Below are 26225 nucleotides of genomic sequence, written 5' to 3'. Positions count from 1 at the left end.
ACCCGCGAGACGACCACCACGCATGGAGAAGTGGCGTCCACATCCCAGGGGCCGTTGGCTAGGGACGCAGCGTGGCCAACTGGCGTAGGTCGTGCTCGTCCTGGGGTCGCAGCTCGTAGCCGGAGTGGAAGAGTTGTTGCTGGTCTGCTGACAGGCAGGGCACGGTTCGGCCACCGAGTCGACCGGTGGCGAACGCTGTCGGGGGATAGAGGAAGTGTGTCCCCTCGGGGTCGCCCTGAAGCCCATGGCCTCGTGCATCGAACCTGACTGGGTGGACGTCAACCCAACGATCACCGGGTGCGGCGACCTCGACGCGAACTGGAAGCCAGTCCGTCTCAACGGTGTAGCCGAGCTCTGCGAGGGTCGCCATGCAGACGTCGTGGTCGTCGGCGTCCACGGCCAGGTCCAGGTCGCGGTGAGGCCGCGTCTCGATCCCGACAAGCGCGTCGACGCCCCAGCCGCCGCCCACCCAGTGCCTGACTCCGGTTCTGTCCAGCGCGTCGAGAACCTCGACCACCTCGTCCCACAACACATGGGGCAGGCTATCGAGCAGGTCAGTGCGGGGCCTGTTGTTTCCGGGTCCATGAGAGTGCGGTGCGGCGGCCAGGCCGCGTCCAGGTCGTCAGTGCCGGGGGCCATCCGGCATCTCCGGGCAGTGCGGAAGACTCGGCCCCATGAGCCGGGAGCAGGTCCACGACATCGGCCGTCGTCGTGCGTGGATGATCTGGCTGGTCGCCCTGGCCGTCTACGTGCTGGCCGTCTTCCACCGCTCCTCCCTCGGCGTGGCCGGCCTGCTCGCCTCCGAGCGGTTCGGGATCTCGGCGAGCCAGCTCGCCATGTTCACCGTCCTGCAGCTGCTGGTGTACGCCGGGATGCAGGTGCCCGTGGGCCTGCTGCTCGACCGCTTCGGCTCCCGCAGGCTGCTGCTGGTCGGCCTGGTCATCATGACGGCGGGGCAGCTCGGGTTCGCCTTCGCCTCGTCCTTCCCCGTCGCCGTACTCGCCCGTGCCCTGCTGGGCGCCGGGGACGCGATGGTCTTCGTCAGCGTGATCCGGCTCGTGGCCGTCTGGTTCCTGGTCCGGCAGGCGCCGATGGTCACCCAGCTCACCGGGATGCTCGGCCAGCTCGGGGCCGTCGCGGCGGCCGCGCCGCTGTCGCTGGCCCTCGACGCACTGGGCTGGACGGGCGCCTTCGGCCTCGCGTCCAGCATCGGCGTCGTCCTGATGGTGGCCGTCGTCGCGCTGGTCAAGGACTCGCCCTACCGCCACGACGGCGTGGTGCAGGTCAAGCTGCGAGCGCTTGCCCAGTCGCTGCGCCTGGTGTGGGGCAACCCCGGCACCCGGCTCGGGATGTGGTCGCACTTCGTCTCGCAGTTCTCCCTCACGGTCTTCACGCTGCTGTGGGGCTTCCCGTTCCTGGTCCGCGGCCAGGGCTGGAGCGAGGCGGCCGCCGGCACCCTGCTGATGGCCCTCACCGGCTGGGTCGTGGTGAGCGGCCTGGTCATCGGTGCCCTGGTGGCGCGGTTCCCGCTCTACCGCTCCTGGATCGTGCTCGCCATCGTCGGCGTGATGGCCGTGCTCTGGGGCGTCGTGCTGCTCCACGACGAGCCCGCACCGCCGTGGCTGGTCGTCGCCATGGCCTGCGCGATGGCCTCGGGCGGGCCGGCGTCGATGGTGGGCTTCGACCTGGCGCGCTCCTTCACGCCCGTGCACGTGATGGGCCGGGCCAACGGCATCGTCAACATCGGCGGCTTCCTGGCCTCGCTGCTCACCATGGCCGGCATCGGGGTGGTGCTCGACCTGGTCCACGACGGTCCACCGGGCGCCTACGACCTCGCAGACTTCCGGGTGGCGATGTGCGTCCAGTACGCCTTCTGGGGCCTCGGAGTCGTGCAGGTGCTGCGCTACCGGCGCCGTGGCCTGGCCCACCTCGCCCGCGTGCACCCCGGAGCGATCGAGCAGATGCGGACCGGGAAGGCGTGGGTGCATCCGGGCCTCGGCGACGAGGGCGTCTAGGCCTGCTCGGGCTCGCCGGTCGGGTCGGGAGCGGACTCGTCCTCGAGGAACGCGCCGCCGATCGGCTCGCCGTGCCACGACACCAGGTCCCACCCCGTCTTCGGGTGGCCCTCGAGCACGATCAACGCGGTGTTGTGCAACGACTCGGTGGCTGCCGGCGCGCCCTCGTCGGAGGAGATCCGCGAGGAGACCCAGCAGCGGATCGCGGCGCCGTGGCTCACGACCATCGCCGCGTCGTGGCCGGCGTCGACGATCGACGCGACCGCGGCGTCGTACCGCTCGAGGAACTCGTGGCCGGTCTCGCCGCCCGGCATCCGCACGTGCAGGCTGCCCCGGATCCACTCGGCGACGGTGTGGATGTAGCCGTGCACGGAGTCGTGGTCCGTGGCCATCTCGTAGTCGCCGGCGGCGATCTCCTCGAGGCCTTCGAGCTGCACCGGCTCGAGAGAGCGGGCCCGTGCCAGGGGCGCCGCCGTCTGGTGGGTGCGCACCCGGCTGGAGACGTAGATCTGGTCGAGGTGCTCGTCGGTCAGCGCCTGCACGGCCGTGGTCGCCTGCGTGTGTCCCAGCTCGGTCAGCTCCAGCCCCGGCTCGGCGGTGTCGAGCGCGCCCATCACGTTGCCGTGGGTCTGGCCGTGACGGAGCAGCAGCAGCCTCATCTGGGCTGGCCCTGCGTGTAGAACGGCGAGGCCTTCGACGAGGCCAGCTCGCGCGCCTCCTCCACCGTCAGCTTCTCCAGCTCGACCAGGATGTCGGTGCCCAGGCCGTTGACCTCGGTCCCCGCCTCGAGCGGCACGATCGTGTGCACGAGCCGGTCGTCGTAGGCGTGCACCATGGTGAACGACTGCCCGGCGTCCACCCCGGACACGAAGCGCTCCCGGGGCGCGGGGTCGCTGGTGTAGCAGCTCGCGCTCGCCACCGAGACCGGGACGCCTGCGAAGGTCGAGTACGTCGAGAAGTGCAGGTGGCCGGCGAGCACACCGCGGACGTCGCTGCCCTCGACCACCGCCGCGAGGCGGTCCTGGTCGAGCAGCTCGATCAGCTCGGCCGCCCGCAGCATGGGCAGCGGCACGGGCGGGTGGTGCATCGCGAGCAGGGTCCCGTGCGGGGCGGGCGTGGCGAGCTGCTCGGCCAGCCAGGCGAGCTGCTCGTCGTCGAAGGCGCCGTGGTGGTAGCCCGGCACGGAGGAGTCGAGCGCGATGATGCGCAGCCCGGCCACGTCGTAGACGCGGTCCTGCGGGCCGGTGTCGTCGGTGTCGAAGAGCCCCCGGGCGTAGGGCTCGCGCTCGTCGTGGTTGCCCATCGTCCACACCACCACCGCGCCGATCGCGTCAGCGGCCGGCTCGACGATCTCGCGGAGGCGCCGGTAGGCGTCGGGCTCGCCCTTGTCGGCGAGGTCGCCGGTGAAGACGAGGGCCTGCGGCGCGGGGTCGACGGCGGCGAGCCGCTCGAGGGCGCGAGCCAGCCCGGCCTCGGTGTCGATCACGCCGTACTGCCGGGCACCTCCGGCGAGGACGTGGGGATCCGAGAGGTGGGCAACGACGTGCCGGGGCGACGGGTGCTGGCCGAGCTGCATAGCCGCAGGTTATCCGCCGGATGGTGGTGATGACCCGGCGCGGTGACGAGCGGCAAGGCGGCGTTGGGGTGGCGTTCACGTGGGCGTGAGGTGCCGGTCGAGCAGGCTCCCTACGGTGCGCTCGTGCTGACTCGGGGATTCGCGGGCGGAGTGCTGGTCCTCCTCGGGGGGCTGGTCATCTCGACGCTCCCCGAGTCCACCGCGCTCATGCAGATCCAGCTGTTGCGCGAGCTGCGTGGCGCCGAGGCCGGCCGGATGGCCGGGTTGGCGCTCGTGGTCACCGGGCTGGGGCTCTACGCCGCCGCGTGGCTGTCGCTGTGCCGCCACGTCGCCCGCGCCGAGGGAGCGGCCCGCGAGGACGCGCTCGCGCTGGTCCGCCACGCCACCGTGGTGTGGTCGGCGCCGCTCGTCCTGGCGCCGCCCCTCTTCTCCCGCGACGGCTGGTCCTACGCCGCGCAGGGGGTGCTGGCCCACTTCCAGGTCAGCCCCTACGAGCACGGACCCGGCGTCCTCGTCGGCCCGGTCGTCCAGGGCGTCGACCCGCGCTGGATGGAGACGCCGGCGCCCTACGGCCCGCTGCCGCTGATCTTCGGCGACGTCGCGGCCGGCTTCACGGGCAACCCGTGGCTGCTCGCCGTCGGCCACCGCCTCCTCGCGCTCGTCGGCCTGGCGCTGCTCGCCTGGTCGCTGCCGAGGCTCGCGCAGTGGTGCGGTGCCAACCCGGCGCTGTCCTCGGCGATCGTGCTGTGCTCGCCGTTCATGCTCGCCAACGGCGTGGGCGGCCTCCACAACGACCTGCTGATGGTGGGCCTGATGGCCGCGGCCCTGGTCGTCACGGCGGAGCGCGGCTGGGCCTGGGGCGCCGCCCTCGGCGGCCTCGCCGCGGCCGTCAAGCTCCCCGGCGGGCTGGTCTGCATCGGCGTCGCGCTGATGGTGCTCCCCGCGGGCGCCGACCTGATGACCCGGCTGAGGCGGTACGCCGCGGTCGGCGGCGTCTCCGTGGTGGCGCTCGTCCTCCCGGGCTTCGCGGCCGGGCTGGGCGTCGGCTGGGTGCACGCCCTCGGCGTGCCCGGCTCGGTCAACGTGCCGCTGTCGCTGCCGACCGTGCTCGGCGGCTTCCTCGACCTGCTGGCCCGCTGGCTCGGCACCGGGCTGGCGCCGGCGACGTTCCTCGAGCTGGTGCGCGCGGTGGCCCAGGTGGCGGCGGTCGCCTTCGCCGCCCGGGTCGCGCTGACCTGGCGCGCCGGCTCGCGCGCCGAAGCGGTGCGCGCGGTCGCGGCCGTGATGGGCGCCCTGCTGCTCCTCAGCCCAGTGGTGCACCTGTGGTACTTCCTCTGGGTGGTGCCGTTCCTGGCCGCCCTGCGGCTGCCCAGGCTGGCCGCCACCGCGCTGCTCGCGGGGTCGGTCGTCGCCGGTCTCGTGGCGCCCCTCGACTCCTCGCTGCACGGCGCCTACCTCGCGATCGTCATCGGCTCGATGCTCGTCGCCGGGGCGGTGCTGCTGCTCCTGGTCACCCGGGCCGCCCGGGAGCGGCTCGAGAAGATCGCCACCGCCGAGTGGCTGCCGGGCCCACGACTCGCGGGCTCCGACGAGGCTCAGGCCTCGGGCAGGTCCGCCGGGAGGATGCGCCCGGTCACCTCGCCGAGCGTGATGCGGCCGCCGAGCACTCCCGGCGCGGCGTAGCGCAGGGTCACCTCGTCACCGTCCTCGAGGAACGTGCGCTCGAGCCCACCGGCGACGAACGGCTCGCGGCCTCCCCAGCTCAGCTCGAGGAACGAGCCACGCTGCCCGCGCTCCGGCCCGGAGATCGTGCCCGAGGCCCACAGGTCGCCGGTGCGCACGCTGGCCCCGTTCACCGTCAGGTGGGCGAGCATCTGGGCAGGGGCCCAGTACATGGAGGAGTACGGCGGGCGCGCGACGACCTCGCCGTTGAGCACCACCTCCACGTCGACCTCGAGGCCGGCGGGTCCGGTCACCTGCAGGTAGTCGAGCGGCTCCGGGTCCTGGCCGGGCAGGTCGACCCACGCCGCCGCCAGGGCGGCCAGCGGGGTGACCCAATGGCTGATGGACGTGGCGAAGGACTTTCCCAGGAACGGCCCGAGGGGGACGTACTCCCACGCCTGGATGTCGCGGGCGGACCAGTCGTTGAGCCCGACGACGCCGAACGTGTGGTCGGCGAAGGCCGCGGTCGAGACCCTGCTGCCCAGCCGGCTCGGCGTACCGACCACGAAGCCGAGCTCGGCCTCGATGTCGAGGCGACGGGTGGGGCCGAAGGTGGGGGCCTCGTCGTTCGGGGCCTTCCGCTGGCCGCAGGGCCGGACGATGCCGGTGCTCGAGGGCACCACGGTGCCGGCACGTCCGTGGTAGCCGACGGGCAGGTGCTTCCAGTTCGGCAGCAGGGGCGCCTGGTCGGGGCGGAAGATGCGGCCGACGTTGGAGGCGTGGTGCTCGGAGGCGTAGAAGTCGACGTAGTCGCCGACCTCGATCGGCAGGTGCAGCTCGACGCCGGCCAGCTCGTGGCGCGGCAGCCGGTCGACCTCGACGGCGGCGGTGATCTCGGCGCGCACCTCCTCCCACACCGCGCGGCCGAGCGCCATGAACGGGTTCAGCGTGGCGGCGCCGAGCTCGGGCCGGATGCCGGAGACGTCGACCACGTCGTCCTCGACCCGCACCCCCACCCGCGGGGGGCCGCCCGGGGGCGAGAACACGCCGTACGGCAGGTGGTCGAGCCCGAAGCCGGAGGTCACGCCGGCGCCTCGAGCAGGCCGAGGGCGACGAGGTCCTCCAGCGGCTCGTCCACGGAGCAGGAGCCGAACGAGGTGAACCACCGGCGGGCGCCGGCCAGGTCGGCGGTCGCTGCTGCCTCCGCCACGGCGGAGGCGTCGCGCTGCTCGAGAGTGGCGACGACCTTGTCGAGGGGAGCGCCGTCGAAGGCCTGGCGGGTGGCGAGGAGGACATTGAGGAAGCCGTGGTGCTCGAACCCGGTGGCGTCGTCCCGGTGGCGCACCGCGTGGTGCAGCCCCGCGGTGCACTTGAAGGGCGTCTCGCGGTCGAGGGCCGCGTCGACCCAGCCGGCCAGCTCGCCCGCGGTGGGGAAGAGGTGGGCCTCGACGCCGCCGGTGCGGAACTTCAGCCGCAGCTCGGCGGCCGCGACCTCGTCGGCGGCAGCCTGCCACCCGTAGGTCGGCTCGCCCTGGGGCAGCTCGACGAAGACCGGGACGTCGTCGTCGAGATGGCCCTCGGCGCGGGCGGCGTCGACCGCTGCGACCACCCGGCGGGCGTTGCCCGGGAGGTCGTCGAGGTCGCGCAGTGCGGTCTCGATCCCGGCGAGCCGGGCGTCCCTGCGCGCCGCGAGCCGGCAGGCCGCGCCGATGCCACCGGCGCCGGTGCTCACGACGACCGAGACAGGCACGGGCTCGCCGACGCTGCCGACGTCGGTGTCACGGCAGACCAGCGGGCCGACGAGCCCGGCCTCCCAGCTGCCCAGCCGGGCGGCGTACGACGCGACCGCCTGGTCGAGCGGTGCGTCACCGGGCGGGAACACCGCGGCGTCGTCGACGAGAGCGCTGAAGGCCGCGGGGAACGACGTGGTTGACACGTCCCGCAACGTAGCACAGACTGCAGATACCGGACAGGCTCAGATTATTGCGTCCCCTTATCGGACGCTCGGGAGCGACCATGCCGCACTACCGCACACTCGGCGAGATCCCGCGCCAGCGCCACACCCAGCACCGGGACGACACCGGCCAGCTGCTCTTCGAGGAGTTGGTGGGGGAGGAGGGCTTCTCCTCCGACTCCGCGCTGCTCTACCACCGAGGCGTGCCGTCGGCGCTCGTCGACAGCCAGGTCTGGGAGCCGGGCGACCAGACGCTGGCCCCCAACCACCCGCTCAAAGCGCGCCACCTGCGCCTGCACACGCTCTTCGTGGGCGGTGAGTACGGCGATCCCGTCGAGGGCCGCCGGCTGGTGCTCGGCAACAACGACGTCCGGATCTCCTACGTCGTGACCGGCACCGATCCGTCCTCGCTCTACCGCAACGCCATCGGCGACGAGTGCGTCTTCGTCGAGTCCGGCGGCGGCACGGTCGAGACCGTCTTCGGCCCCCTGCCCTACCGGTCCGGCGACTATGTCCTGATCCCGCGGTCCACCACCCACCGGTGGGTGCCCAACCAGAGCAGCCGCCTCTACGCCATCGAGGCCAACAGCCACATCCACCCGCCGAAGCGCTACCTGTCGCGGTTCGGCCAGTTCCTCGAGCACGCGCCCTACTGCGAGCGCGACCTCCACGGCCCGACCCAGCTGATGCCGCCGGTCGACGAGGCGGAGAGCGACGTCGACGTGCTCGTCAAGCACCGGGTCGGCGGCCAGGTCGTCGGCACCCGGATGACCTACGCGACCCACCCCTTCGACGTCGTCGGCTGGGACGGCTGCCTCTACCCCTACACGTTCAACATCGACGACTTCATGCCGATCACCGGCAAGGTCCACCAGCCGCCCCCGGTCCACCAGGTCTTCGAGGGCTGGAACTTCGTGATCTGCAACTTCCTGCCCCGCAAGGTCGACTACCACGAGCTCGCCGTCCCGGTGCCCTACTACCACTCCAACGTCGACAGCGACGAGGTGATGTTCTACGTCGGCGGCGACTACGAGGCCCGCAAGGGCTCCGGTATCGCCATCGGCTCGGTGTCGCTGCATCCGGGCGGCTACGCCCACGGGCCGCAGCCCAGCGCCATCGAGGCGTCCCTGGGCGCCGAGCGCTTCGAGGAGTCGGCCGTCATGGTCGACACCTTCGCCCCGCTCGGGATCGGAGAGGGCGGGCTCGCGGTCGAGGACCCGGCGTACGCCTGGAGCTGGGCGGGCCGCACCACCGGCGAGGACGGCGGGCCCGCGGTCTTCTCCAACAGCTGACGGCTGCGAGACTCGCCGGCATGACCGCTCCGTCGCCAAGCACCGCGTCCTGGAAGGTCGCAGTGGCCGTGCCGGTCGTGCTGGCGATGCTGTCGATGATCGGCCCGTTCAGCATCGACACCCCGTTCCCGGCGTTCCCGGAGATGGCGAGCGACTTCGGGGTCGCATCCGGCGAGATGCAGCTGGTCGTGACGGCCTACCTCGCCTCCTTCGCGGTGATGAGCGTCTTCCACGGGCCGCTGTCCGACGCCATCGGCCGGCGCCCCGTCATCCTCTGGTCCGTCGCGGTGTACGTCGTCGCGTCGGTCGCCGCGATGTTCGCCCCCTCACTCGCCCTGCTGCTCGCGACGCGGGTCCTGCAGGGACTCAGTGCCGGCGGCGCGACGATCGTGAGCCGGACGGTGATCCGCGACCTCTTCGAGGGCGAGACCGCCCAGCGGCTGATGAGCCGGGTGGCGCTGATCTTCGGGCTCGCGCCGGCGATCGCCCCGGTGATCGGTGGCGCCCTGCTGCAGGTCGGGCCGTGGCCACTGGTGTTCGGCTTCCAGGCCGGGCTGGGCCTGCTGCTGATCGCCATGGTGCTGCTCGTGCTGCCGGAGACCCACCCGCCGTCGGCCCGGGTGCCGCTGCGCGTCGGCGAGGTGCTGCGGGGGCTGACCGAGGTCGCACGGCATGCGGCGTTCCACCGGGTCGCGTGGGCGGCGACCCTGGCGTTCGGCGCCCAGTTCCTCTACATCGGCGGCGCGGCCATCTTCGTCGTCGACCTGCTCGGCCAGGGCGAGCTCGACTTCTGGAAGTTCTTCGTGCCGATGATCGGCGCGATGATGGTGGGCTCCTGGATCAGCGGTCGCTCCGCGGGCCGGATCACCGCCCGGCTGCTCGTCTCCATCGGCTTCGTCACGACCGTGGTCGCCGGCGTGGTCGGCGTGGCGATCGCCGCGTCGCCGGTCGCCGGCGTCATCTGGTGGGCCGTGGCCGGTCCCAGCCTGATCGCGCTCGGCAACGGCATGGCCTACCCCGCGCTGCAGCTCATGCTGCTCGACCTCTTCCCCGCTCGTCGTGGGGCGGTGGTCTCGTCGGCCACCTTCATCACCCTCGTCTTCAACGCGGTGGCGGCCGTGGCCCTGACGCCGCTCGTGGCGACGTCCACGCTCGGGCTGGCGGTCGCCGCCCTCGTCATCGTGGTGCTCGGAGCCGCCCTGTGGTGGTGGCACGCGACGATCGAGCGCCGCGCCCCCGTCGTACCTCCCTGCCCGGAGGAGCTGGAGCCCACCGCGTCCCTGTGAGGCGGTGTCGGTGCCTCGCGGCATGATCGGTGCCATGGCCGAGCACGAGTTCGAGGCGCAGCTGTGGCGCTGGGACGAGGCGCTGGACGGCTGGTTCTTCGTCACGGTCCCCGCCGAGGCGAGCGACGGGATCCGCGTCGCATCGGGCCCGCCTCGCGGCTTCGGCTCGGTGCGCGTCGAGGTGACCGTCGGGTCGACGACGTGGCGCACGTCGGTCTTCCCGGACAAGAAGTCGGGCTGCTTCGTGCTGCCGGTCAAGCAGGCTGTCCGCCGCGCCGAGGGCCTCGACGCCGGTGACCCCGTCGCCGTGGCCCTCGACGTCGTCGAGTGACGGGGCGTCAGCTGTCCTCGGGGTCCTCGGAGTACGCCGGGTAGTCGGTGTAGCCCTCCGCGCCGCCGCCGTAGAAGGTGGACGCGTCCGGCTCGTTGAGCGGCAGGCCATCGCGCAGCCTCGCCGGGAGGTCGGGGTTGGCGATGAACGTCCGGCCGAAGGCGGCCGCGTCGATCAGGCCGGCCTCGAGCAGGCGCTCGGCCTTCGAGGCGTCGTAGCTGCCGGCGCCCACGATCACGCCGGGGAACGCCTCGCGCAGCGCCTTCCGGAAGTCGTCGTCCAGCACCGGGCCCCCGGCCCAGTCGGGCTCGGAGAGGTGCAGGAAGGCGATGCCGCGCTCGGCGAGCGCGCGGGCGACGTAGAGCCCGGTGGTCGCACCGTCCGGGTCCTCGAGGCCGTTGAAGCGGCCGATGGGGGAGATCCGTACGCCGACGCGGTCGGCCGACCACGCGTCGACCGTGGCGTCCACCACCTCGAGCAGCAGGCGGGCGCGCGACTCCAGCGACCCGCCGTACTCGTCGTCGCGGTGGTTGCTGTCGGGGGAGAGGAACTGGTGGAGGAGGTAGCCGTGGGCGGCGTGGATCTCCGCCATGTCGAAGCCGGCCTCGCGGGCGTTGACCGTGGCCCGGCGGTAGTCGTCCACGACGCGCGGGAGCTCGTCGAGCCCGAGCGCGCGCGGCGTCGGGCAGTCGACGCGGGTCGGGCTGCCGTCCTCACCGCGGACCGTGGTGCGATTGCGGTAGGGCACGGCGCTGGCGGAGACCGGGAGCTCGCCGTCGTGGAGCGACTCGTGCGAGACGCGTCCGGTGTGCCAGAGCTGGGCGGCGATCCGGCCGCCGGCGTCGTGGACCGCGTCGGTGACCGTCCGCCAGCCGGCCACCTGCTCGGGGCTGTGGATGCCCGGCGTGTCCATGTAGCCCTTGCCCTCGGGCGAGACCTGGGTGCCCTCGCTGATCAGCAGGCCGGCGCTCGCGCGCTGCACGTAGTAGTCGCGCATCAGCTCGTTGGGCACGTCGCCGGGAGGCGTCGCGCGCATCCGGGTGAGCGGCGCCATCAGGACGCGGTTCGGGAGGCTCAGCGAGCCGAGGTCGAGGGGGTCGAAGAGGGTGGCCACGACGTCGCCAACCGGCAGGTCGGGCCGTCTGTTCCCTGTAACGCCGGGTTAGCGCTTGTTCCACCTATGAGATTTCATGGGGTCTACAGCAGGTGACCCGGCGTTACAGCGGCGCTCAGGCGACCCGGGCGGTGCGCCGCACCCGCTCGTGCACCCCGAGCATCGACTCGACCGTGGCGCTCCACGGGAACTGCTCGGCACGGGTCCGGGCGGCCGCCCGCCGGGCCCCCACCGAGCGGGCCGCGACGTGCAGGACGGCGTCGGCCAGCGCCGCCGGGTGGGGGCTGCCCCAGGCGCCCGAGGCCTCGTCGACCAGCTCGCGGGCGCCGCCCCGGTCGGCTGTGACGACCGGGGTGCCCGACGCGAGCGCCTCCAGCACGGCGAGCCCGAACGTCTCGCCCGGGCACACGCTCAGCGAGACGTCGGCCGCCGCGACCCGGCGGTTGAGGTCCTCGCGCCCGTCGACGAAGCCGTGGAAGGTGACCGGGGCGCTGCCGGCGAGCTCCACGAGCTCGTGCAGGTGCGGGCCCTCGCCGTAGACGTCGAGCTGGACCGGAACCCCGCGCCGGTGCAGCTCGACAGCCGCGGCGACGGCGAGGTGCGGGCTCTTCTCTCGCGAGAGCCGCCCGAAGTGGGTCAGCCGGAGCACGTCCGACGGCGTCGTCGGGTGCGGGCGGAACGTCTCGAGGTCGACCCCGAGTGGCACCCGCACCATCGGGCAGCCGGCGCTGTCGGCGACCTTCTGGAACTCGCGCTGCGCATAGCGCGAGGTGACCACGACCGTGTCGAAGCTGCGGACCAGGATCCGGTTGAGCAGCGCGATCGAGACCTTGGGCATCGTCTCGAGGCCGGTGCGCATGGTGAACATGTCGTCGAGCCGCTCGTGGGAGAACAGCACCGAGCCGACCCCGTTGCGGCGGGCCCAGCGGGCCACGGGCAGCAGGGTCAGCTTGTCGCTGAGCTCGACCGAGGTCGGCCGCCAGTCCTCGAGCACCTCGATCACCCGCCAGGGCTCCACGATCAGGCGATAGCCCCCGCCCACACGCGGTGCGCGGAGCTGGACGACGTCGCCCATCGGCGTGCTCGTGCGCGCGTCGTTCGGACCGGGGATCACCAGCAGCCGCTCGCAGCCGGCGCCGGCGTAGCCCTCTCCGAGCGCGTGCACGGCGGTCTTCATGCCCCCCGACGCGGGGCCGATGAAGTTGGCGAGCTGGGCGATGCGCATGGAGGCACGCTGCCGCAGCCCGGTGAACGAACGGCGAGGCTGAGGTGGATGCGACACGACGGGTGGTGGTGGTGCGGCCGGGGCCACCGGCCGCACCACCTCCGCGTCAGGGCAGCAGGAGCCAGCGGCCGCGCTGGCCACCGCCGGCGACCTTCTCGTAGACCGCCGAGGCCTCGGCCAGGGGCGCCGTGCCGGCGACCCGGACCTCCAGCTCGCCGGCCGCGCTGCGGGCGAGCAGCTCGCCCAGCCGCTGGCCGTCCGCCTGGACCTGGACCGCCTGCACCCGGATGCCGCGCTCCGAGGCCGGAGGTGCGGGCGGGAGCACGCTCACGTGCTCGCCGCCGTCACGCACGGCCGCCATGGCCACGGCGTCCAGCACCGCGGTGTCCAGCACGGCGTCGTACGACGCGGGCTCCGGCTCGTTGACGACCTCGCCGCCGGCGCGGCGCACGAACACCGCGTCGGCCGGCCGCGCCAGGCCGGCGACGCGCCACCCGGAGGCGGCGGCCAGGGCGACGGCGTGGCCGCCCACCGCGCCGGCGGCACCGGTGACCAGGAGGCTGCGGCCGCCGGCGGGACCGAGCAGGTCGAGGGCCTGGGCGGCGGTGAGTGCGTTGAGCGGGATGCTGGCGGCCTCCGTCAGGTCGAGGCCGTCGGGGACCCGGGCGAGGGCAGCGGCGGGCAGCACCGTGAACGCCGCGTGGGCGCGGACCGGCGACGCCAGGTCGTCGTGCAGGCCGGCGACGGCCTCGCCGACCTCGAAGCCGTCGACGCCGGGGCCGAGCGCGGCCACGCGGCCGGCGACGTCCCAGCCGAGGCCGACCTCCTCGGGAAGGCCGAAGACCTCGTGGCCGGAGCCCGACGCGACGAACGCGTCGACGGGATTGACGGCGGCCGCGACCACCTCGACCAGGACCTCGCCCGGGCCCGGGACGGGGACGCCGACGTCGGCGGTCGTGGGGGAGGGCTGGCCGGTGCGGGAGACAAGGGCGTGCATCGTGATGTCCTCTCGTGAAGGGGCTGACGCGCATACCATCGGGGAGTTAGTCTCTGATGGGAAGTAGGTACGAGAAAGTCGGGTAGTCACCTGGCGGGAAGTGAGGCACCGTGCCGACACTCACGGCGGCGCAACGCAGGCAGCAGGACAAGATGGCGTTCGACGCCTACCTGGCGGAGTGTCCGAGCCGCAAGCTGCTGGACCGCATCTCAGACAAGTGGGTCGTGCTCGTGATCACCGCCCTCGCCGACGGCCCCCAGCGCTTCTCCGAGATCTCACGCCACCTGGCGGGCGTGAGCCAGAAGATGCTCACCCAGACCCTGCGCACGCTCGAGCGCGACGGGCTCGTGGCTCGCCACGTGACACCGTCGGTGCCGGTGCGCGTCGACTATGAGCTGACCCCGCTCGGCCGCTCGATCCTCGGCCCGATCCGCCAGCTCAAGGCCTGGGCGGAGGCACACATGCCCGAGGTCGCCGAGGCGCAGGAGACCTACGACCGCCGGCAGGAGGCGCGATGACCGACCTGGACGCCCGGCCCAGTGCGCCGGCGTCCAGGTCGGTGTGGTCTCGCTCAGGCGACGGGTGCCAGGTCGTCCTCCAGGTCCTCCTCGAGGACGGTGCGGGTGCTGCGCCGGGGGACGACCCCGAGCACCGCGACCAGAGCCCCGACCAGCGCGATCGCAGCCGCGAGCACCAGGCCGGGCCGGTAGGCGTCGAGCATCGCGGCTGGTGACGTTCCGCCGCCGGACCCCGACGCGATCAGCGCGGTCGTGACGGCGAGCACGATGGCGGCGCCCACCTGCATCGAGGTCTGCAGCACTCCGGCGGCCAGTCCTTGCTCGTCGTCGTGGATGCCCGAGGTGGCCTGGATGTTGATGGCGGGGAACCCGATCCATCCGACGCCGATCAGGAGCAGGGCGGGCAGGATCATGGTCGGGTACGACGGCGCCGTGTCCAGGCGGAGGAACAGCAGGTAGCCGACGGCCATCACGGACATCGTGACCGCGATGACCGGTCCGGTGCCGAAGCGATCGACCAGCCTGTTCGACACGAGCGCTGACAGCGTCACCATCAGCCCGACCGGCAGCAGGGCCAGCGCCAGCTGCAGCGGAGACCAGCCCAGGTCGTTCTGGAGGTAGAGGGTCACGATGAACTGCCAGGCGAAGTAGGACCCGGCCACGGCCACGATGGCGAGGCTGGCCCGGACGAGTGTCGCCTTGCGCAGGATGCCGAGGCGGATGAGCGGGTGCCTGACCCGGCTCTCGACGAGGGCGAACGTGGTGAAGAGCGCCGCCGCCGCCACGAAGGAGCCGACCGTGCGGGCCGAGCCCCAGCCGGCGTCGGGCGCGGTGACGATCGTGTAGACCAGCAGCAGCATCCCTGCCGTGGAGAGCACCCCTCCGAGGAGGTCATGCCCGCCCTCCTCGGCCTGCTCGTCGTGCGGCAGCAGGACGTAGGCGGCCGCGAGCGCGGCCAGGGCGATCGGCACCGGCAGCAGGAACGTCCAGCGCCAGCCGACCCCCGTCATCAGGCCGCCGAAGAGGAGGCCCGAGGAGTAGCCGCCTGCCCCGAACACCGTGTAGATGGACAGCGCCTTGGTGCGCGCGGGCCCCTCTTCGAAGTTCGTGGTGATGATCGAGAGGCCGGTCGGCGCGGTGAACGCGGCGGCCATGCCCTTGATCAGCCGCGTCAGGATGAGGAGCGGCCCCGAGTCGACCAGGCCGCCGGCCAGGGAGGCGAGGGCGAAGACGGCCAGCGCGATCAGGAACACCTTGCGCCGCCCGAGCAGGTCCGCCGTGCGTCCACCCAGCAGCAGGAGGCCGCCGTAGCCGAGGATGTAGCCGCTGACCAGCCACTGCAGGGACGACGTGGACAGGTCGAGCTCCGCACCGATCGACGGCAGTGCGACCCCGATCATCGACACGTCGAGGCCGTCCAGGAACAGCACGATGCACAGGGTGACCAACATGGCCCACAGACGAGGGGTCCACTGAGTGGCACCCGTCGTCGTCTCGGTCGCTGGTGACGTTGCTGAAGATGTCATGGCCGGAACGATACATGCGTGCGCATTAATTGCGCCAACATAAATTGTCCTTGCATTGAAGGGGCCCCGCGGCTAGGATTCGCCCATGCCCAGGGAGTCGACGGCCGAGCGTGGCGCAGGGCTCGTGAGCGAGTGGCGTGAGCTGCTCGACCGGCACGCTGCCGTCAGCTGCGCCCTGGAGAAGGCCCTCCAGGAGGGCCACCAGATCGGCCTCAGCGAGTTCGAGACGCTGGACCGCCTGGCCGACGCCGACTGCGAGCACTGCCGGATGACCGAACTCGCGCGCGACATCCACCTGAGCCAGAGCGCCCTGTCCCGGGCGGTGGCCCGGCTGGAGGCCGAGGGGCTCGTGGAGCGCAGCATGTGCGCTGACGACCGACGGGCGATCTTCGTCGGCCTCACCGAGCGGGGTCGCCAGGTGCACCATGAGGCGCTGCCGACCCATCGTGCGGTCCTGGACAGCACCTGGGACCGGCGCGGCGAGGATGACACGGGCTAGATGGGCGGTTCCCAGGCGAGGAGGCGGCCGTGACCAACCCGGAGCGTGATCCCGACGAGCTGACCCTGACGCCCGGCCGCACCGACTGCGGCGTCGAGGTGATGGTGCCGCGCGAGGTGCCACTGGGCGGGCCGCGCGCGATGACCGTGCGCCGGACGCTGCCGCAGCGCGAGCGGTCGCTGATCGGGGCCTGGTGCTTCGTCGACCACTACGGCCCGGACCGGGTCACCGACACCGGCGGCATGAAGGTGGCGCCCCACCCGCACACCGGCCTGCAGACGGTCAGCTGGCTGTTCACCGGCGTGATCGAGCACCGTGACTCCGCCGACAACCACGCCCTGGTGCGGCCGGGCGAGGTGAACCTGATGACCGCCGGTCGCGGCATCAGCCACTCCGAGGTGTCGACGCCGGCCGCGACCGAGCTGCACGGCGCCCAGCTGTGGGTCGCGCTGCCCGACTCGGCCAGGCACGTCGATCCCGGGTTCCAGCACTACCAGCCGCCGCCCGTCGGCGGCGAAGGGTGGGAGGGCCGCGTCTTCCTCGGCTCGCTGCTCGGCTCGACCTCACCCGTCGCCACCCACACCCCGCTGCTCGGAGCCGAGCTGGTCCTCGCGGCAGGCACCATCCTCGACATCGACGTCGACACTTCCTTCGAGCACGGCGTCCTCGTCGACACCGGGGTCGTGCGGGTGGACGGCGACGAGGTCAAGCAGCACGAGCTCGCGTACGTCGCCCCCGGCCGTGGGTCGCTGCACGTCGAGGCCGGCGCCGACGCCCGGCTCCTCCTCCTCGGCGGCCCACCCTTCGGCGAGTCGATCGTGATGTGGTGGAACTTCGTCGGCCGCACCCACGAGGAGATCGTGGGCTACCGCGAGGAGTGGCAGGCCCAGATCACCCGTGACGGGGTGGTGGTCGGCGACAGCCAGGACGTCGCCGACGGCCGCTTCGGCGTCGTACTCGACGACCACCTGCCGCCGATCCCCGCCCCCGCCCTGCCCAACGCTCGCCTCAAGGAGCGCCGCTGACCTGACGGCTCGCCGCCGGGCGGTGGGAGATCACCCGTCCGCGGCCGGGATCCGGTTGCCGACGCACCGCCCGCGGGGAGGTCACCTCTTCTTCTTGGGCGGCAGCGTCGAGATGTGCGCGTGCGCCCGGGCGAACCACTCGGCGGCGTCGGCCGACTCGGGGATCGTGAGGAAGCCGCCCATCGGCCGCTCCTCGGGCCCGAAGGGCGTGCCGCCCGCGGCGCGCAGCTCCTCGAGGTCGTCCGGGGAGAGCTTCACGCCGACCTGCTCACCGAACAGGCCGGCGTACATGTTCCCGTTCACGAACGCCCCGAGCTGGCCGAACATCGGCTTCACGACGCTGTCGGGCTGGGCCGAGCCGAGCTCGGTGAACCTCTCGCGCACCTCGTCGGAGGGCTTGGGCATCTTCATGGGAGTGATCCTTCCGCGGCCGGTGGCTGGTGGCGAGCCTCAGGCAGCGACGCTCGCGCGGCCGGCGTAGGCCGCGAGGCGGGACAGGGCGTCGGCGTCCTCCGGTGCCTCGACCTCGGGGGCGAACGCACCGCCGCGGCCGCCGTCGATGAGGGGGGTCGCGTGGTCCCGCACCCAGGAGACGACCTCGTCGGAGACGCGCACCTGCTGCCCGCTGGCCTCGGCCAGGTCCCACGCGTGGACGAGCAGCTCGACCGACAAGATGACGGCGGCGAGCGCGGCCGGCATCTCGCCTCCGCGCGGCGAGGGGATCGTGCCGTCCAGGCCGCGGGCTCGCCATGCCTCGATCGCCTGGGCGGCGAGGTCGGAGAGCCGCTCCTCGACGGATCCCGTGCTGATGTCGGTGACCGTGCCGCCGGACATGCCGCCGACGCCGACCATCGAGCCGGCCAGGTGCTCGACCAGGGCCCGGACGTCGAAGTCCGCACACGGCGTGGGCTTGGCCAGGTGCTCCTCGGTGAGCCGCCGGAGCACCGGCTGCAGCACCGCCAGCGCCGCCTCCGCAGCGGTGAGCGCGTCCAGGCTCTCCGGCGCCCACGCCCACTCGTCCTGGCCGGCGTCGCCGGTGGTCGCCAGCTGCTCCAGCCGGCCCAGGAAGTGCGCCCAGCCCTCCTCGTGGCCCACGGCCTGCTCCGGGCTCAGGCCCTCGTGGACGAGGGTGACCTCGGTGCCGCCCTCGACCGGAGTGACTGTCACGGTGACGATGCTGCTGTCCAGGGGCAGGTCGTCGCTGCCCTCCCAGCCCCAGCCGAGCACGATGCGCTTCCCGGGCTCGAGCTCCTTGACGGTGCCGGCGACGATGTGGCCGGGGGTGACGGTCCAGCGGTAGTCGCCGCCGACGCGCAGGTCGACGCGGGCGGTGACGGCCTGCCAGCGCCGCAGCCGCTCGGGCTGGGTGACGAGGGCGAAGGCCTCGTCGACGGTGCAGGGCAGGACGGCGGTCTTGGTCAGGGTGGTCATGTGTCTTCTCTCCTGAGGGCGTGGGCGTCGGCGACGAGCTCGTCGAGCTCGTGGGTCCAGAAGCGGTCGATCTCGGCCTGCAGGTCCTGCAGGCCGCTGGACAGCACGCGGTAGATCCGCTGCCGCCCCACCTTCTCCGCCTCGACCAGTCCGGCCGAGGCCAGCACCAGCAGGTGCTGCGAGATGGCCGACCGGGTGACGGGGAAGTCGGCGGCGATCTCGGAGACGGTGCGGGGCCGCGCCGCCAGGAGCTGCAGGATGCGGCGCCGCGTCGGCTCCGCTGCAGCACTGAAGGCATCGGTCATTCCAAATAGGTTAGTGACGACTAACGCATTGTGTCAAGCATGCGCACTTCGGCAGGGGTACGCACGGCAGCCTCGTGAGGGGCAGCGCGGCGCCGGCGGGCAGTCGGTAGCGGGCCGAGAGCCGACCCCGGCGGATGTCGGTGCGGTGGTGGAGGATGCCTCGCGTGAGAGCAGTCATCGGTGACGACGGGCTCGCCCGCTGTCCGTGGGCGACGGGCGACCCCCTCAACCTCGCCTACCACGACGCCGAGTGGGGGGTGCGGGTGCACGGTGAGGCGGCCTACCTCGAGCGGCTCACCCTGGAGGCCTTCCAGTCCGGCCTCTCCTGGCTGACGATCCTGCGCAAGCGGCCGGCCTTCCGTGCGGCGTTCGCCGGCTTCGACGCCGACACGATCGCGGCGTACGACGAGCACGACGTCGCCCGCCTGATGGCCGACACCGGCATCGTGCGCAACCGGCTGAAGGTGGAGGCCGCGATCACCAACGCCCGGGCGACCGTCGGGCTCCGCTCCGCGGGCGGCCTCGAGGACTTCGTCCTCTCCTACGCGCCGGCCCGGGAGGTCGTGCCGTACGCCGAGACGACGTCGCCCGAGTCGACCGCGCTGTCGAAGGCGCTCAAGAAGCAGGGCTTCGCCTTCGTCGGGCCGACCACGATGCACGCGCTGATGGAGGCGATCGGCCTCTTCGACCCGCACCTGCCCGACTGCCACCGCAGAGGGGTCGCGAGCGGGGGCTAGATTCCCGCCATGACGCGCGTGCACGCCTTCGCCGACGACGCCCTCTCCGACCTCGATGCCGTGGGTCTCGTCGAGGCGCTGCACGACGGGCTGTCGATCGCCGACGTCATCGAGGCGGCCATCGCGCGGGCCGAGGTCGTCGACGGGCAGGTCGGCGCGATCGCCCATCGCGCCTGGGACCGCGCCCGCGCCGAGGCCCGTGACCCCCGACCGGGCTTCTTCGCGGGGGTCCCCACGTTCGTCAAGGACAACGTCGACGTCGCGGGCATGCCGACACAGCACGGCACCGACGCCTTCGTCTCCCGGCCACGACCCGAGGACGGCGAGTTCGCCCGGATGTTCCTGGCCACCGGCCTGGTCCCTCTCGGGAAGACCCGGCTCTCGGAGTTCGGGTTCAGCGGCGCGGTCGACCACCCGCGGCTCGGGCCGGTCCGCACGCCCTGGCACCTCGACCACTACGCCGGCGCGTCGAGCGCCGGTGCCGCCGCACTCGTCGCGGCCGGCGTGGTGCCGCTCGCCCACGCCAACGACGGCGGTGGCTCGATCCGGATCCCTGCCTCGGTCAACGGCCTGGTCGGCCTCAAGCCGACCCGGGGCCGGCTCGCCCAGGACACGATGTTCCGCGACATGCCGGTGCGCATCGTCGCCGACGGAGTGGTCACGCGCAGCGTCCGGGACACCGCGGCGTTCTACCGCGAGGCAGAGAAGGTCTTCCGCAACCCGAGCCTCGCTCCCGTCGGCGACATCACCCGCCCCGGCGTCAAGCGCCTGCGGATCGCTATGACCACGAAGAGCGTCGGCCGCGAGGCGACTCCGGAAGTGCGGGAGCTGACGCTGCGCACGGCTGCGCTGCTGGAGTCGCTCGGCCACACCGTGGAGGAGATCGAGCCGCCGGTGCCGGAGTCCTTCCCCGACCTGTTCCTCCTCTACTGGTCGATGCTCGCGATGGTGCTCGTCCGCACGGGCCGCAGGTCCTACGGCCCGACCTGGGACCCGTCCCGGCTCGACAACCTCACCCTCGGGCTCGCCCGCCACTGCCGGCGCAACCTCCACAGGCTGCCGCTGGCGATCGCCGCGATCGGGGCGAGCGGGCGGCTCGCGGCGCGCCACCACGCGGCGTACGACGCGACGCTGACCCCGACGCTGGCGACCGCGACCCCCGCCGTCGGCGACCTCGACCCGATGGGCGACTACGACGACCTGATGGACCGGCTCCGCGACTGGGTCGCCTTCACGCCGCTGCAGAACGCGACGGGGGAGCCGGCCCTCAGCCTGCCGCTCGCGACGACGTCGACCGGCCTGCCGCAGGGGATGATGTTCGCCTCGGGCCGGGGCCGCGAAGCGCTGCTCCTCCAGCTCGCCTTGGAGCTCGAGCAGGCGGCCCCGTGGGCCCTGATCCAGGCGGGATCCGCGCCCGGCCAGGCATCGTAGACCACGATTTCTCACTGCGCCGGGGCCTGTGTATTCTTCTCCGTCGTTGCCCCTTTAGCTCAGTCGGCAGAGCGACTCCATGGTAAGGAGTAGGTCTACGGTTCGATTCCGTAAAGGGGCTCTGGGTTCCAGCGCTCCCGCACCGTAGGGTGAGGGGTGCTGCTCCCGGCGGCGGGGTAGCTCAGGTGGTTAGAGCACACGGCTCATAATCGTGGTGTCGCGGGTTCGAGTCCCGCCCCCGCTACCAGCACCACCGCACCAGCCAGACATCGACGAAGGACTTCCCGTGGCCAGCAAGAGCTCTGACGTTCGCCCCAAGATCACGCTTGCGTGCGTCGACTGCAAGGAGCGGAACTACATCACCAAGAAGAACCGCCGCAACGACCCCGACCGCATCGAGCTGAAGAAGTTCTGCCCGCGTTGCCGCACCCACACCGCTCACCGCGAGACCCGCTGAGCGCAGCTGAATCCCTGACCGACCCGCTGGAGCGATCTGGCGGGTCGGTCGCATTTCAGCCGCCTCTTCCTGGATGGCCGCCTCGCGCGCTCCCGCATCGCCTCCTCTAGTCTCGGACCCATGCCTGTAGACGACACCCTGGTGGGGCGCGAGTTCCCCCCGACCCCTGCCCGTGAGGTGACCGAGGAGTCCGTCCGAGACTTCGCGGAGGCCATCGGAGGCGCGTACGACGGCAGCGTGCCGCCGACGTGGCCGATCGTGCTGGCCTTCGACGCCATGCAGACCTTCCTCGATGCCGAGCAGCTCGATCTCTTCCGGATCATCCACGGCGAGCAGCGCTTCAGCTACGAGCGCCCCGTCCGGGTCGGCGACGTGCTGTCCGCCACGCTCACCGTGGCCTCGCTCCGCCAGATCGGCGGCGCGGACATCATCGGCACGACGAGCGCGATCCACGACGCCGCCGGCGAGCTGGTGTGCTCGGCCAAGGCCACCCTGGTCCACTCCGGAGGTGCCGCATGACCGCGCTCCAGCAGGGCGACGTCCTCGAGGTGCAGACGTTCCCGGTGACCCGGGCCGACCTGGTCGCCTACGCCGCGGCCAGCGGCGACCCCAACCCGATCCACCAGGACGAGGAGGTCGCCCGCAGCGTCGGTCTGCCGGGCGTGATCGCCCACGGGATGCTGACGCTCGCCCTGGCCGGCCGCGCCGTCGCGGCCTGGACCGACGGTGCCGAGGTCGTCGAGCTCGGCGCCAAGTTCACCTCGCCCGTCGTCGTACCAGCCGACGGCTCCGTCGAGGTCCTCGTCGCCGGCACGGTGAAGTCGGTCGCCGACGGCCTCGCGACGATCGCCCTCGAGGTCACCTGCGAGGGCCAGAAGGTGCTCGGGATGCCGAAGGCCGTGGTCCGTGCCTGACGCTCCCCCCGAGCTGCGCGACCGCACCACCCTGCGCCTCGGTGGCCCGGCCCGCGAGTGGGTCGTCGCCACCACCGAGCGTGAGCTCATCGACGCCGTCTCCGAGGCCGACGCGGCCGGCACGCCCGTGCTCGTCCTGGCCGGCGGGTCCAACCTCGTGGTTGCCGACGAGGGCTTCGACGGTCGCGTCGTCGAGGTGGCCACCCGCGGGGTCGAGGCGGACGCCGACTGCCCCGACGACCTGGCCTGCCTCGGTGCCGTGACCGTCAAGGCCGCCGCGGGGGAGGTCTGGGACGACCTCGTCGCCACGGCGGTGGACAAGGGCTGGGTCGGCGTCGAGGCGCTGTCCGGCATCCCGGGGTCCGTCGGCGCCACCCCGATCCAGAACGTCGGCGCCTACGGCCAGGAGGTCGCCCACACGGTCGCCTCGGTGCGCACCTGGGACCGCGTCCTGAGGGGCGTGCGCACCTTCGCGGCGGCCGACTGCGGCTTCTCCTACCGGCACAGCCGCTTCAAGGCTGATCCCTCCCGTCACGTCGTCCTCGACGTCACCTTCCTGCTCCGCCAGGGCACGCTCGGCGCGCCGGTCGCCTACGCCGAGCTGGCCCGCACGCTCGGGGTGGAGCTGGGCCAGCGCGCGCCGATGGCAGACGTACGTCGTGCGGTGCTGGCGCTGCGCGCCGGCAAGGGGATGGTGCTGGACCCGGCCGACCACGACACCTGGAGCGCCGGCTCCTTCTTCACCAACCCGCTCCTGACGGCCGAGCAGGCCGCTGCCCTCCCGGCCGGCGCGCCGCGGTGGGAGCAGGAGGACGGCCGGGTGAAGACCAGCGCCGCCTGGCTGATCGAGAGGGCCGGCTACGACAAGGGCCACGCCCTCGCCGGCCGGCCGGTGTCCCTCTCGACCAAGCACACCCTGGCGCTGACCAACCGTGGTGGCGCGACGACCGCTGACCTGCTGGCCCTGGCCCGCGAGGTCCGCGACGGGGTGCGGGCCGCCTTCGGCGTCGAGCTGGTCAACGAGCCCGTGCTGGTGGGCTGCTCCCTCTGAGCCGACTCGCCGCACACCCGATGGGCAGATCCACCCACGGGCGTCGACGAGCAGATGCGTCGTCTGGCCGATGAGGACGGGGGCCCGCCGTCCCTAGCGTCGTGGTCATGGACACCACCGAGATCGAGACGGTCATCATCGGCGCCGGCCAGGCCGGCCTCACGACCGGATATCACCTGCAACGTCGAGGACGCCCGTTCGTGATCCTCGACGCGAGCTCCCGCATCGGCGACAACTGGCGCCGGCAGTGGGACACCCTCAAGCTCTACTCGCCCGCGCAGTACGACGGCCTCCCGGGACTGCCCTTCCCCGCCCGGCGGTGGTCGTTCCCCGGCAAGGACCAGGTGGGCGACTACCTCGAGACCTACGCCCGGACGTTCGCGCTGCCGGTCCGCCTGGAGACCCGGGTGGAGCGCCTCGAGGCGGCCGGCGACGGCTACGCCGTGGTCACCGACCGTGGCCGATACCTGTGCCGCAACGTCGTGGTCGCCACCGGCACGTTCGGCCGGACACCGCGCATCCCCGGGCTCGCGAGCGAGCTCGACCCGGCGATCCTCCAGCTGCACTCCAGCGAGTACCGCCGCACCGGCCAGCTGCGCGACGGTCCGGTCCTGGTGGTCGGTGCCAGCCACTCCGGCACCGACATCGCCTACGAGGTCGCGGAGACCCACCCGACGATCCTGGCGGGGCGCGACTGCGGGCAGATTCCTCCGCGCCTCGATTCCTGGCAGATGCGCCTCGTCTTCCCGGTGCTGATCTTCGCCTGGAAGCACGTGCTGACCCGGCGCACCCCGATCGGCCGCAGGGAGATGGGCAACATCCGCTGCCACGGCCTTCCGATGCTCCGGGTCAAGCGCTCCGACCTCGCCGAGCGCGGCGTCGAGCGGGTCACCTCACGCGTGGAGGAGGCGCGGGACGGCCTGCCGGTCATCGACGGCGAGCCGCGCCAGGTCGCGAACGTCGTCTGGGCCACCGGCTTCCGCCAGGTGTTCGACTGGATCCACCTGCCGATCCTCGGCGAGGACGGCTGGCCGCGGGAGATGCGCGGCGTCGTCGCGGACGCGCCCGGGCTGTTCTTCTGCGGGCTGAGCTTCCAGTACTCGTTCAGCTCGATGGTGCTGCCCGGTGTCGGTCGCGACGCGTCCTTCGTGGCGGACCACATCGTGGCTCGGCAGAAGCGGGCGGCGAAGCTGCCCGCGGCCGCCTGAACCGTCGTACGCTCGCACGTGGAGGAACACGGAATGGGCGCGGTCGATGACCTGGAGCAGGCGCGCACGGCCTTCGGGCGCGGCGACTGGGTCACCGCGTTCGACACGTGGTCGGCGGCCGACCCCGACGCGCTGTCGACCGGCGAGCTCGACAGGTTCGCGACCGCGGCCGAGCTGCTGGGCCGCCACGACGACGCCGTCGGTGCGCTGCAGCGTGCGTTCGTCCGCCTCGAGGAGCAGGGCGACCTGCGACTGGCGGTGCGCTGCGCGTTCCGGCTGGCGATGACGACCGCGACCCACGGCGAGCCCGCGCTCTCGGCCGGGTGGGCCTCCCGGGCCGTGGGCCTGGTGGAGCAGGTCGGCGAGGATGTCCCGGAGCGTGGGTGGGTCGCGTTCCTGCGAATGTTCCGCGCCCTCGGCATGGGGGCGTACGCCGAGGCTGCGGCGTGTGCCGACGAGGCGACCGCCGCCGGCCGGCGGCACAAGGACGCCGACCTGCTCACGTTGGGCATGTGCTCCCAGGGTCGTCTCGCGCTGTACGCCGGGCGGGTCGCCGAGGGCCTCGCCCTGCTCGACGAGGCGATGGTGCGCGTGATCGCCGGCGAGGCCTCGCCGGTCATCGCCGGCCACGTCTACTGCACCGCCATCGAGGGTGTCCAGGAGATCAGCGACTTCGCCCGGATGGCCGAGTGGACGTCGGCTCTGGAGAGGTGGTGCGAGGCGCAGCCCGGGCTGCTCACGTTCACCGGCCAGTGCGCCGTCCACCGTGGCCAGCTCATGAAGCTGCGCGGTGAGTGGGGCTCGGCGCTCGACGAGCTCGAGCATGCCTCCCGCCGCTACCTCGAGGTCGGCGCCCCCGACGCCGTCGGTCTCGCGGCCTGCGAGGCCGGCGACGTCCTGCGGCTGCGAGGCGAATGGGACCTCGCCGACGCCGCCTACCAGCGAGCGGCCGACCACGGCTTCGATCCCCAGCCGGGACTCGCGCTGCTGTGGGTGGCCCGCGGCCAGGGGAAGGCGGCGGCCGCCGCCGTCGACCGGCTCCTGGGCGAGCCCTCCGGGCCCGTCCAGCGCTGCCGGCGGCTGCCCGGCGCGGTGGAGGTCCTGGTCGCGAACGCGGACCTGGAGCGTGCCCGCGGCGCCACGCTCGAGCTCGCGTCCCTGGCGACGATGTTCGGCTCGGCGTCGCTGGAGGCGATGGCCGCGCAGGCGTCCGGCCTGGTCGAGCTCGCGTCGGGTGACGCCGCCGGTGCGCTGCCCTACCTCCGCAAGGCCGAGCAGCTGTGGGCGCGGGCGGGGTCGCCCTACGGACGCGCGCGCGTGCGGATGCTGGGCGGACGTGCGCTGGCGCTCCTCGGCGACGCGGAGTCCGCACGACGGGAGCTCGAAGCGGCCCGCGCCGTCTTCCGCCAGCTCGGCGCCACGCCTGACGCGGACGAGGCCTCGCGGCTGCTCGCTCCGGCGGACCTTCCTGCCGGCCTCAGCCCGCGCGAGGTCGAGGTGCTCCGGCTCGTCGCCACCGGCCGGAGCAACTCGCAGATCGCCGCCGACCTGGTGCTCAGTGAGAAGACGGTGGCGCGGCACCTCTCCAACATCTTCAGCAAGCTCGACGTCGGGTCGCGCACCGCCGCGACGGCCTACGCGTTCGAGCACGGGCTCGTCTGAGGGGCAGGA

The 26225-nt window shown here is 72.8% G+C and carries 28 protein-coding genes and 2 tRNA genes; 18 read left to right on the top strand and 12 right to left on the bottom strand.

Annotated elements, in window-relative coordinates; all coding sequences use genetic code 11:
* Window positions 1-58 precede the first annotated feature (58 nt).
* Window positions 59-532 carry a nucleotidyltransferase domain-containing protein gene (locus tag DDE18_RS19265; protein ID WP_211754641.1) on the bottom strand — a complete coding sequence of 158 codons (474 nt, stop codon included), beginning with the start codon at window positions 530-532 and terminating at the stop codon, window positions 59-61.
* A 142-nt stretch (window positions 533-674) separates the two neighbouring features.
* Here DDE18_RS19265 and DDE18_RS19260 point away from each other — a divergent pair, with 142 nt between their 5' ends.
* Entirely contained in the window at window positions 675-2015 is a 1341-nt protein-coding gene (locus DDE18_RS19260; RefSeq protein WP_116573897.1) for an MFS transporter, read from the top strand.
* Here the strand turns inward: DDE18_RS19260 and DDE18_RS19255 are convergent.
* Both DDE18_RS19255 and DDE18_RS19250 read right to left on the bottom strand, forming a co-directional pair.
* Window positions 2012-2674 (bottom strand): histidine phosphatase family protein, encoded by a 663-nt coding sequence (locus DDE18_RS19255; RefSeq protein ID WP_116573896.1) that lies wholly within the window; start codon window positions 2672-2674, stop codon window positions 2012-2014. The genes DDE18_RS19260 and DDE18_RS19255 overlap by 4 nt on opposite strands.
* Window positions 2671-3591 (bottom strand): phosphodiesterase, encoded by a 921-nt coding sequence (locus tag DDE18_RS19250; protein WP_116573895.1) that lies wholly within the window; start codon window positions 3589-3591, stop codon window positions 2671-2673. The genes DDE18_RS19255 and DDE18_RS19250 overlap by 4 nt, the downstream gene beginning before the upstream one ends.
* Window positions 3592-3714: 123 nt before the next feature.
* On the opposite strand from DDE18_RS19250, the gene mptB reads away from it, so the two are divergent.
* Complete coding sequence (mptB, locus tag DDE18_RS19245; protein ID WP_133241276.1) at window positions 3715-5274, top strand: polyprenol phosphomannose-dependent alpha 1,6 mannosyltransferase MptB; 1560 nt, start codon at window positions 3715-3717, stop codon at window positions 5272-5274.
* Here the strand turns inward: mptB and fahA are convergent.
* Both fahA and DDE18_RS19235 read right to left on the bottom strand, forming a co-directional pair.
* Entirely contained in the window at window positions 5187-6338 is a 1152-nt protein-coding gene (gene fahA / locus DDE18_RS19240; protein WP_116573893.1) for a fumarylacetoacetase, read from the bottom strand. The genes mptB and fahA overlap by 88 nt on opposite strands.
* Window positions 6335-7189 carry a hypothetical protein gene (locus DDE18_RS19235; protein WP_116573892.1) on the bottom strand — a complete coding sequence of 285 codons (855 nt, stop codon included), beginning with the start codon at window positions 7187-7189 and terminating at the stop codon, window positions 6335-6337. The genes fahA and DDE18_RS19235 overlap by 4 nt, the downstream gene beginning before the upstream one ends.
* Before the next feature lie 80 nt (window positions 7190-7269).
* On the opposite strand from DDE18_RS19235, the gene DDE18_RS19230 reads away from it, so the two are divergent.
* Genes DDE18_RS19230 through DDE18_RS19220 form a run of 3 tightly spaced genes read left to right on the top strand, consistent with a single transcriptional unit; the run spans window position 7270 to window position 10116 of the window.
* Window positions 7270-8499 (top strand): homogentisate 1,2-dioxygenase, encoded by a 1230-nt coding sequence (locus tag DDE18_RS19230; protein WP_116573891.1) that lies wholly within the window; start codon window positions 7270-7272, stop codon window positions 8497-8499.
* Between the two features lie 20 nt (window positions 8500-8519).
* On the top strand, window positions 8520-9785 hold the full coding sequence (locus DDE18_RS19225) for a multidrug effflux MFS transporter (RefSeq protein WP_116573890.1): 1266 nt from the start codon (window positions 8520-8522) through the stop codon (window positions 9783-9785).
* A gap of 34 nt (window positions 9786-9819) precedes the next feature.
* On the top strand, window positions 9820-10116 hold the full coding sequence (locus DDE18_RS19220) for a DUF1905 domain-containing protein (RefSeq protein ID WP_211754640.1): 297 nt from the start codon (window positions 9820-9822) through the stop codon (window positions 10114-10116).
* 7 nt (window positions 10117-10123) lie between these two features.
* On the opposite strand, the gene nemA is transcribed toward DDE18_RS19220, so the two are convergent.
* From nemA to DDE18_RS19205, 3 genes are all read right to left on the bottom strand, one after another.
* Window positions 10124-11230 carry an N-ethylmaleimide reductase gene (gene nemA, locus DDE18_RS19215; protein WP_133241275.1) on the bottom strand — a complete coding sequence of 369 codons (1107 nt, stop codon included), beginning with the start codon at window positions 11228-11230 and terminating at the stop codon, window positions 10124-10126.
* Window positions 11231-11345: 115 nt separating this feature from the next.
* A complete protein-coding gene (locus tag DDE18_RS19210) occupies window positions 11346-12455 on the bottom strand; it encodes a glycosyltransferase (protein ID WP_116573888.1) in 1110 nt (369 codons plus the stop codon).
* Window positions 12456-12561: 106 nt separating this feature from the next.
* Entirely contained in the window at window positions 12562-13452 is an 891-nt protein-coding gene (locus DDE18_RS19205; RefSeq protein WP_211754639.1) for an alcohol dehydrogenase catalytic domain-containing protein, read from the bottom strand.
* A 110-nt stretch (window positions 13453-13562) separates the two neighbouring features.
* On the opposite strand from DDE18_RS19205, the gene DDE18_RS19200 reads away from it, so the two are divergent.
* Window positions 13563-13970, top strand: a complete 408-nt coding sequence (locus DDE18_RS19200; protein WP_116573886.1) for a winged helix-turn-helix transcriptional regulator — start codon at window positions 13563-13565, stop codon at window positions 13968-13970.
* A 53-nt stretch (window positions 13971-14023) separates the two neighbouring features.
* On the opposite strand, the gene DDE18_RS19195 is transcribed toward DDE18_RS19200, so the two are convergent.
* The gene (locus DDE18_RS19195) at window positions 14024-15421 is read right to left on the bottom strand and encodes an MFS transporter (protein WP_211754638.1); all 1398 of its coding nucleotides are present in this window, start codon (window positions 15419-15421) and stop codon (window positions 14024-14026) included.
* A gap of 160 nt (window positions 15422-15581) precedes the next feature.
* Here DDE18_RS19195 and DDE18_RS19190 point away from each other — a divergent pair, with 160 nt between their 5' ends.
* Together DDE18_RS19190 and DDE18_RS19185 are read left to right on the top strand one after the other, a co-directional pair.
* Entirely contained in the window at window positions 15582-15995 is a 414-nt protein-coding gene (locus DDE18_RS19190; protein WP_116573884.1) for a MarR family winged helix-turn-helix transcriptional regulator, read from the top strand.
* A gap of 29 nt (window positions 15996-16024) precedes the next feature.
* Window positions 16025-17020: a pirin family protein gene (locus DDE18_RS19185; RefSeq protein ID WP_165821243.1), complete on the top strand. Its 996-nt coding sequence runs from the start codon at window positions 16025-16027 to the stop codon at window positions 17018-17020.
* A gap of 81 nt (window positions 17021-17101) precedes the next feature.
* Here the strand turns inward: DDE18_RS19185 and DDE18_RS19180 are convergent, their stop codons facing one another.
* The 3 genes from DDE18_RS19180 to DDE18_RS19170 are packed head-to-tail and all read right to left on the bottom strand — an operon-like array spanning window position 17102 to window position 18756.
* Window positions 17102-17431, bottom strand: a complete 330-nt coding sequence (locus DDE18_RS19180) for a TfoX/Sxy family protein (RefSeq protein WP_116573883.1) — start codon at window positions 17429-17431, stop codon at window positions 17102-17104.
* 39 nt (window positions 17432-17470) lie between these two features.
* Window positions 17471-18451 (bottom strand): TIGR03086 family metal-binding protein, encoded by a 981-nt coding sequence (locus tag DDE18_RS19175; protein WP_116573882.1) that lies wholly within the window; start codon window positions 18449-18451, stop codon window positions 17471-17473.
* The gene (locus tag DDE18_RS19170) at window positions 18448-18756 is read right to left on the bottom strand and encodes an ArsR/SmtB family transcription factor (RefSeq protein ID WP_116573881.1); all 309 of its coding nucleotides are present in this window, start codon (window positions 18754-18756) and stop codon (window positions 18448-18450) included. Before DDE18_RS19170 ends, DDE18_RS19175 begins: the two co-directional genes overlap by 4 nt.
* Before the next feature lie 164 nt (window positions 18757-18920).
* Here DDE18_RS19170 and DDE18_RS19165 point away from each other — a divergent pair, with 164 nt between their 5' ends.
* The 10 genes from DDE18_RS19165 to DDE18_RS19120 all read left to right on the top strand — a co-directional run bounded on the left by DDE18_RS19165 (window position 18921) and on the right by DDE18_RS19120 (window position 26216).
* Window positions 18921-19493 (top strand): DNA-3-methyladenine glycosylase I, encoded by a 573-nt coding sequence (locus DDE18_RS19165; RefSeq protein WP_425437583.1) that lies wholly within the window; start codon window positions 18921-18923, stop codon window positions 19491-19493.
* Between the two features lie 9 nt (window positions 19494-19502).
* On the top strand, window positions 19503-20924 hold the full coding sequence (locus DDE18_RS19160; protein ID WP_116573879.1) for an amidase: 1422 nt from the start codon (window positions 19503-19505) through the stop codon (window positions 20922-20924).
* A 48-nt stretch (window positions 20925-20972) separates the two neighbouring features.
* Window positions 20973-21045: transfer RNA gene (locus DDE18_RS19155), tRNA-Thr, on the top strand.
* Window positions 21046-21094: 49 nt separating this feature from the next.
* Window positions 21095-21171, top strand: a tRNA-Met gene (locus DDE18_RS19150).
* 39 nt (window positions 21172-21210) lie between these two features.
* Window positions 21211-21381 carry a 50S ribosomal protein L33 gene (rpmG, locus tag DDE18_RS19145; RefSeq protein WP_056887613.1) on the top strand — a complete coding sequence of 57 codons (171 nt, stop codon included), beginning with the start codon at window positions 21211-21213 and terminating at the stop codon, window positions 21379-21381.
* Between the two features lie 120 nt (window positions 21382-21501).
* A complete protein-coding gene (locus DDE18_RS19140; protein WP_116573878.1) occupies window positions 21502-21900 on the top strand; it encodes an FAS1-like dehydratase domain-containing protein in 399 nt (132 codons plus the stop codon).
* Window positions 21897-22295, top strand: a complete 399-nt coding sequence (locus tag DDE18_RS19135) for a MaoC/PaaZ C-terminal domain-containing protein (protein WP_116573877.1) — start codon at window positions 21897-21899, stop codon at window positions 22293-22295. The genes DDE18_RS19140 and DDE18_RS19135 overlap by 4 nt, the downstream gene beginning before the upstream one ends.
* On the top strand, window positions 22288-23346 hold the full coding sequence (locus DDE18_RS19130; RefSeq protein WP_116573876.1) for a UDP-N-acetylmuramate dehydrogenase: 1059 nt from the start codon (window positions 22288-22290) through the stop codon (window positions 23344-23346). Before DDE18_RS19135 ends, DDE18_RS19130 begins: the two co-directional genes overlap by 8 nt.
* A gap of 107 nt (window positions 23347-23453) precedes the next feature.
* Complete coding sequence (locus DDE18_RS19125; protein WP_116573875.1) at window positions 23454-24554, top strand: flavin-containing monooxygenase; 1101 nt, start codon at window positions 23454-23456, stop codon at window positions 24552-24554.
* A 33-nt stretch (window positions 24555-24587) separates the two neighbouring features.
* On the top strand, window positions 24588-26216 hold the full coding sequence (locus DDE18_RS19120) for a helix-turn-helix transcriptional regulator (RefSeq protein WP_116573874.1): 1629 nt from the start codon (window positions 24588-24590) through the stop codon (window positions 26214-26216).
* Window positions 26217-26225: the final 9 nt, after the last annotated feature.

The organism is Nocardioides gansuensis (assembly GCF_003076135.1).
GTDB classification, from domain to species: domain Bacteria; phylum Actinomycetota; class Actinomycetes; order Propionibacteriales; family Nocardioidaceae; genus Nocardioides; species Nocardioides gansuensis.
Note: the sequence above shows the minus strand (reverse complement) of the source record. Positions and strands in the feature narration are given on the sequence as shown.

Excerpts from the sequence above, each read along its gene's own strand:
- DDE18_RS19260 (WP_116573897.1), top strand. The coding sequence starts at position 675 with ATGAGCCGGGAGCAGGTCCACGACATCGGCCGTCGTCGTGCGTGGATG.
- DDE18_RS19255 (WP_116573896.1), bottom strand. The coding sequence starts at position 2,674 with ATGAGGCTGCTGCTGCTCCGTCACGGCCAGACCCACGGCAACGTGATG.
- DDE18_RS19250 (WP_116573895.1), bottom strand. The coding sequence starts at position 3,591 with ATGCAGCTCGGCCAGCACCCGTCGCCCCGGCACGTCGTTGCCCACCTC.
- DDE18_RS19230 (WP_116573891.1), top strand. The coding sequence starts at position 7,270 with ATGCCGCACTACCGCACACTCGGCGAGATCCCGCGCCAGCGCCACACC.
- DDE18_RS19225 (WP_116573890.1), top strand. The coding sequence starts at position 8,520 with ATGACCGCTCCGTCGCCAAGCACCGCGTCCTGGAAGGTCGCAGTGGCC.
- DDE18_RS19220 (WP_211754640.1), top strand. The coding sequence starts at position 9,820 with ATGGCCGAGCACGAGTTCGAGGCGCAGCTGTGGCGCTGGGACGAGGCG.
- DDE18_RS19210 (WP_116573888.1), bottom strand. The coding sequence starts at position 12,455 with ATGCGCATCGCCCAGCTCGCCAACTTCATCGGCCCCGCGTCGGGGGGC.
- DDE18_RS19205 (WP_211754639.1), bottom strand. The coding sequence starts at position 13,452 with ATGCACGCCCTTGTCTCCCGCACCGGCCAGCCCTCCCCCACGACCGCC.
- DDE18_RS19195 (WP_211754638.1), bottom strand. The coding sequence starts at position 15,421 with ATGTTGGTCACCCTGTGCATCGTGCTGTTCCTGGACGGCCTCGACGTG.
- DDE18_RS19190 (WP_116573884.1), top strand. The coding sequence starts at position 15,582 with ATGCCCAGGGAGTCGACGGCCGAGCGTGGCGCAGGGCTCGTGAGCGAG.
- DDE18_RS19180 (WP_116573883.1), bottom strand. The coding sequence starts at position 17,431 with ATGAAGATGCCCAAGCCCTCCGACGAGGTGCGCGAGAGGTTCACCGAG.
- DDE18_RS19175 (WP_116573882.1), bottom strand. The coding sequence starts at position 18,451 with ATGACCACCCTGACCAAGACCGCCGTCCTGCCCTGCACCGTCGACGAG.
- DDE18_RS19170 (WP_116573881.1), bottom strand. The coding sequence starts at position 18,756 with ATGACCGATGCCTTCAGTGCTGCAGCGGAGCCGACGCGGCGCCGCATC.
- DDE18_RS19160 (WP_116573879.1), top strand. The coding sequence starts at position 19,503 with ATGACGCGCGTGCACGCCTTCGCCGACGACGCCCTCTCCGACCTCGAT.
- DDE18_RS19140 (WP_116573878.1), top strand. The coding sequence starts at position 21,502 with ATGCCTGTAGACGACACCCTGGTGGGGCGCGAGTTCCCCCCGACCCCT.
- DDE18_RS19135 (WP_116573877.1), top strand. The coding sequence starts at position 21,897 with ATGACCGCGCTCCAGCAGGGCGACGTCCTCGAGGTGCAGACGTTCCCG.
- DDE18_RS19125 (WP_116573875.1), top strand. The coding sequence starts at position 23,454 with ATGGACACCACCGAGATCGAGACGGTCATCATCGGCGCCGGCCAGGCC.
- DDE18_RS19120 (WP_116573874.1), top strand. The coding sequence starts at position 24,588 with ATGGGCGCGGTCGATGACCTGGAGCAGGCGCGCACGGCCTTCGGGCGC.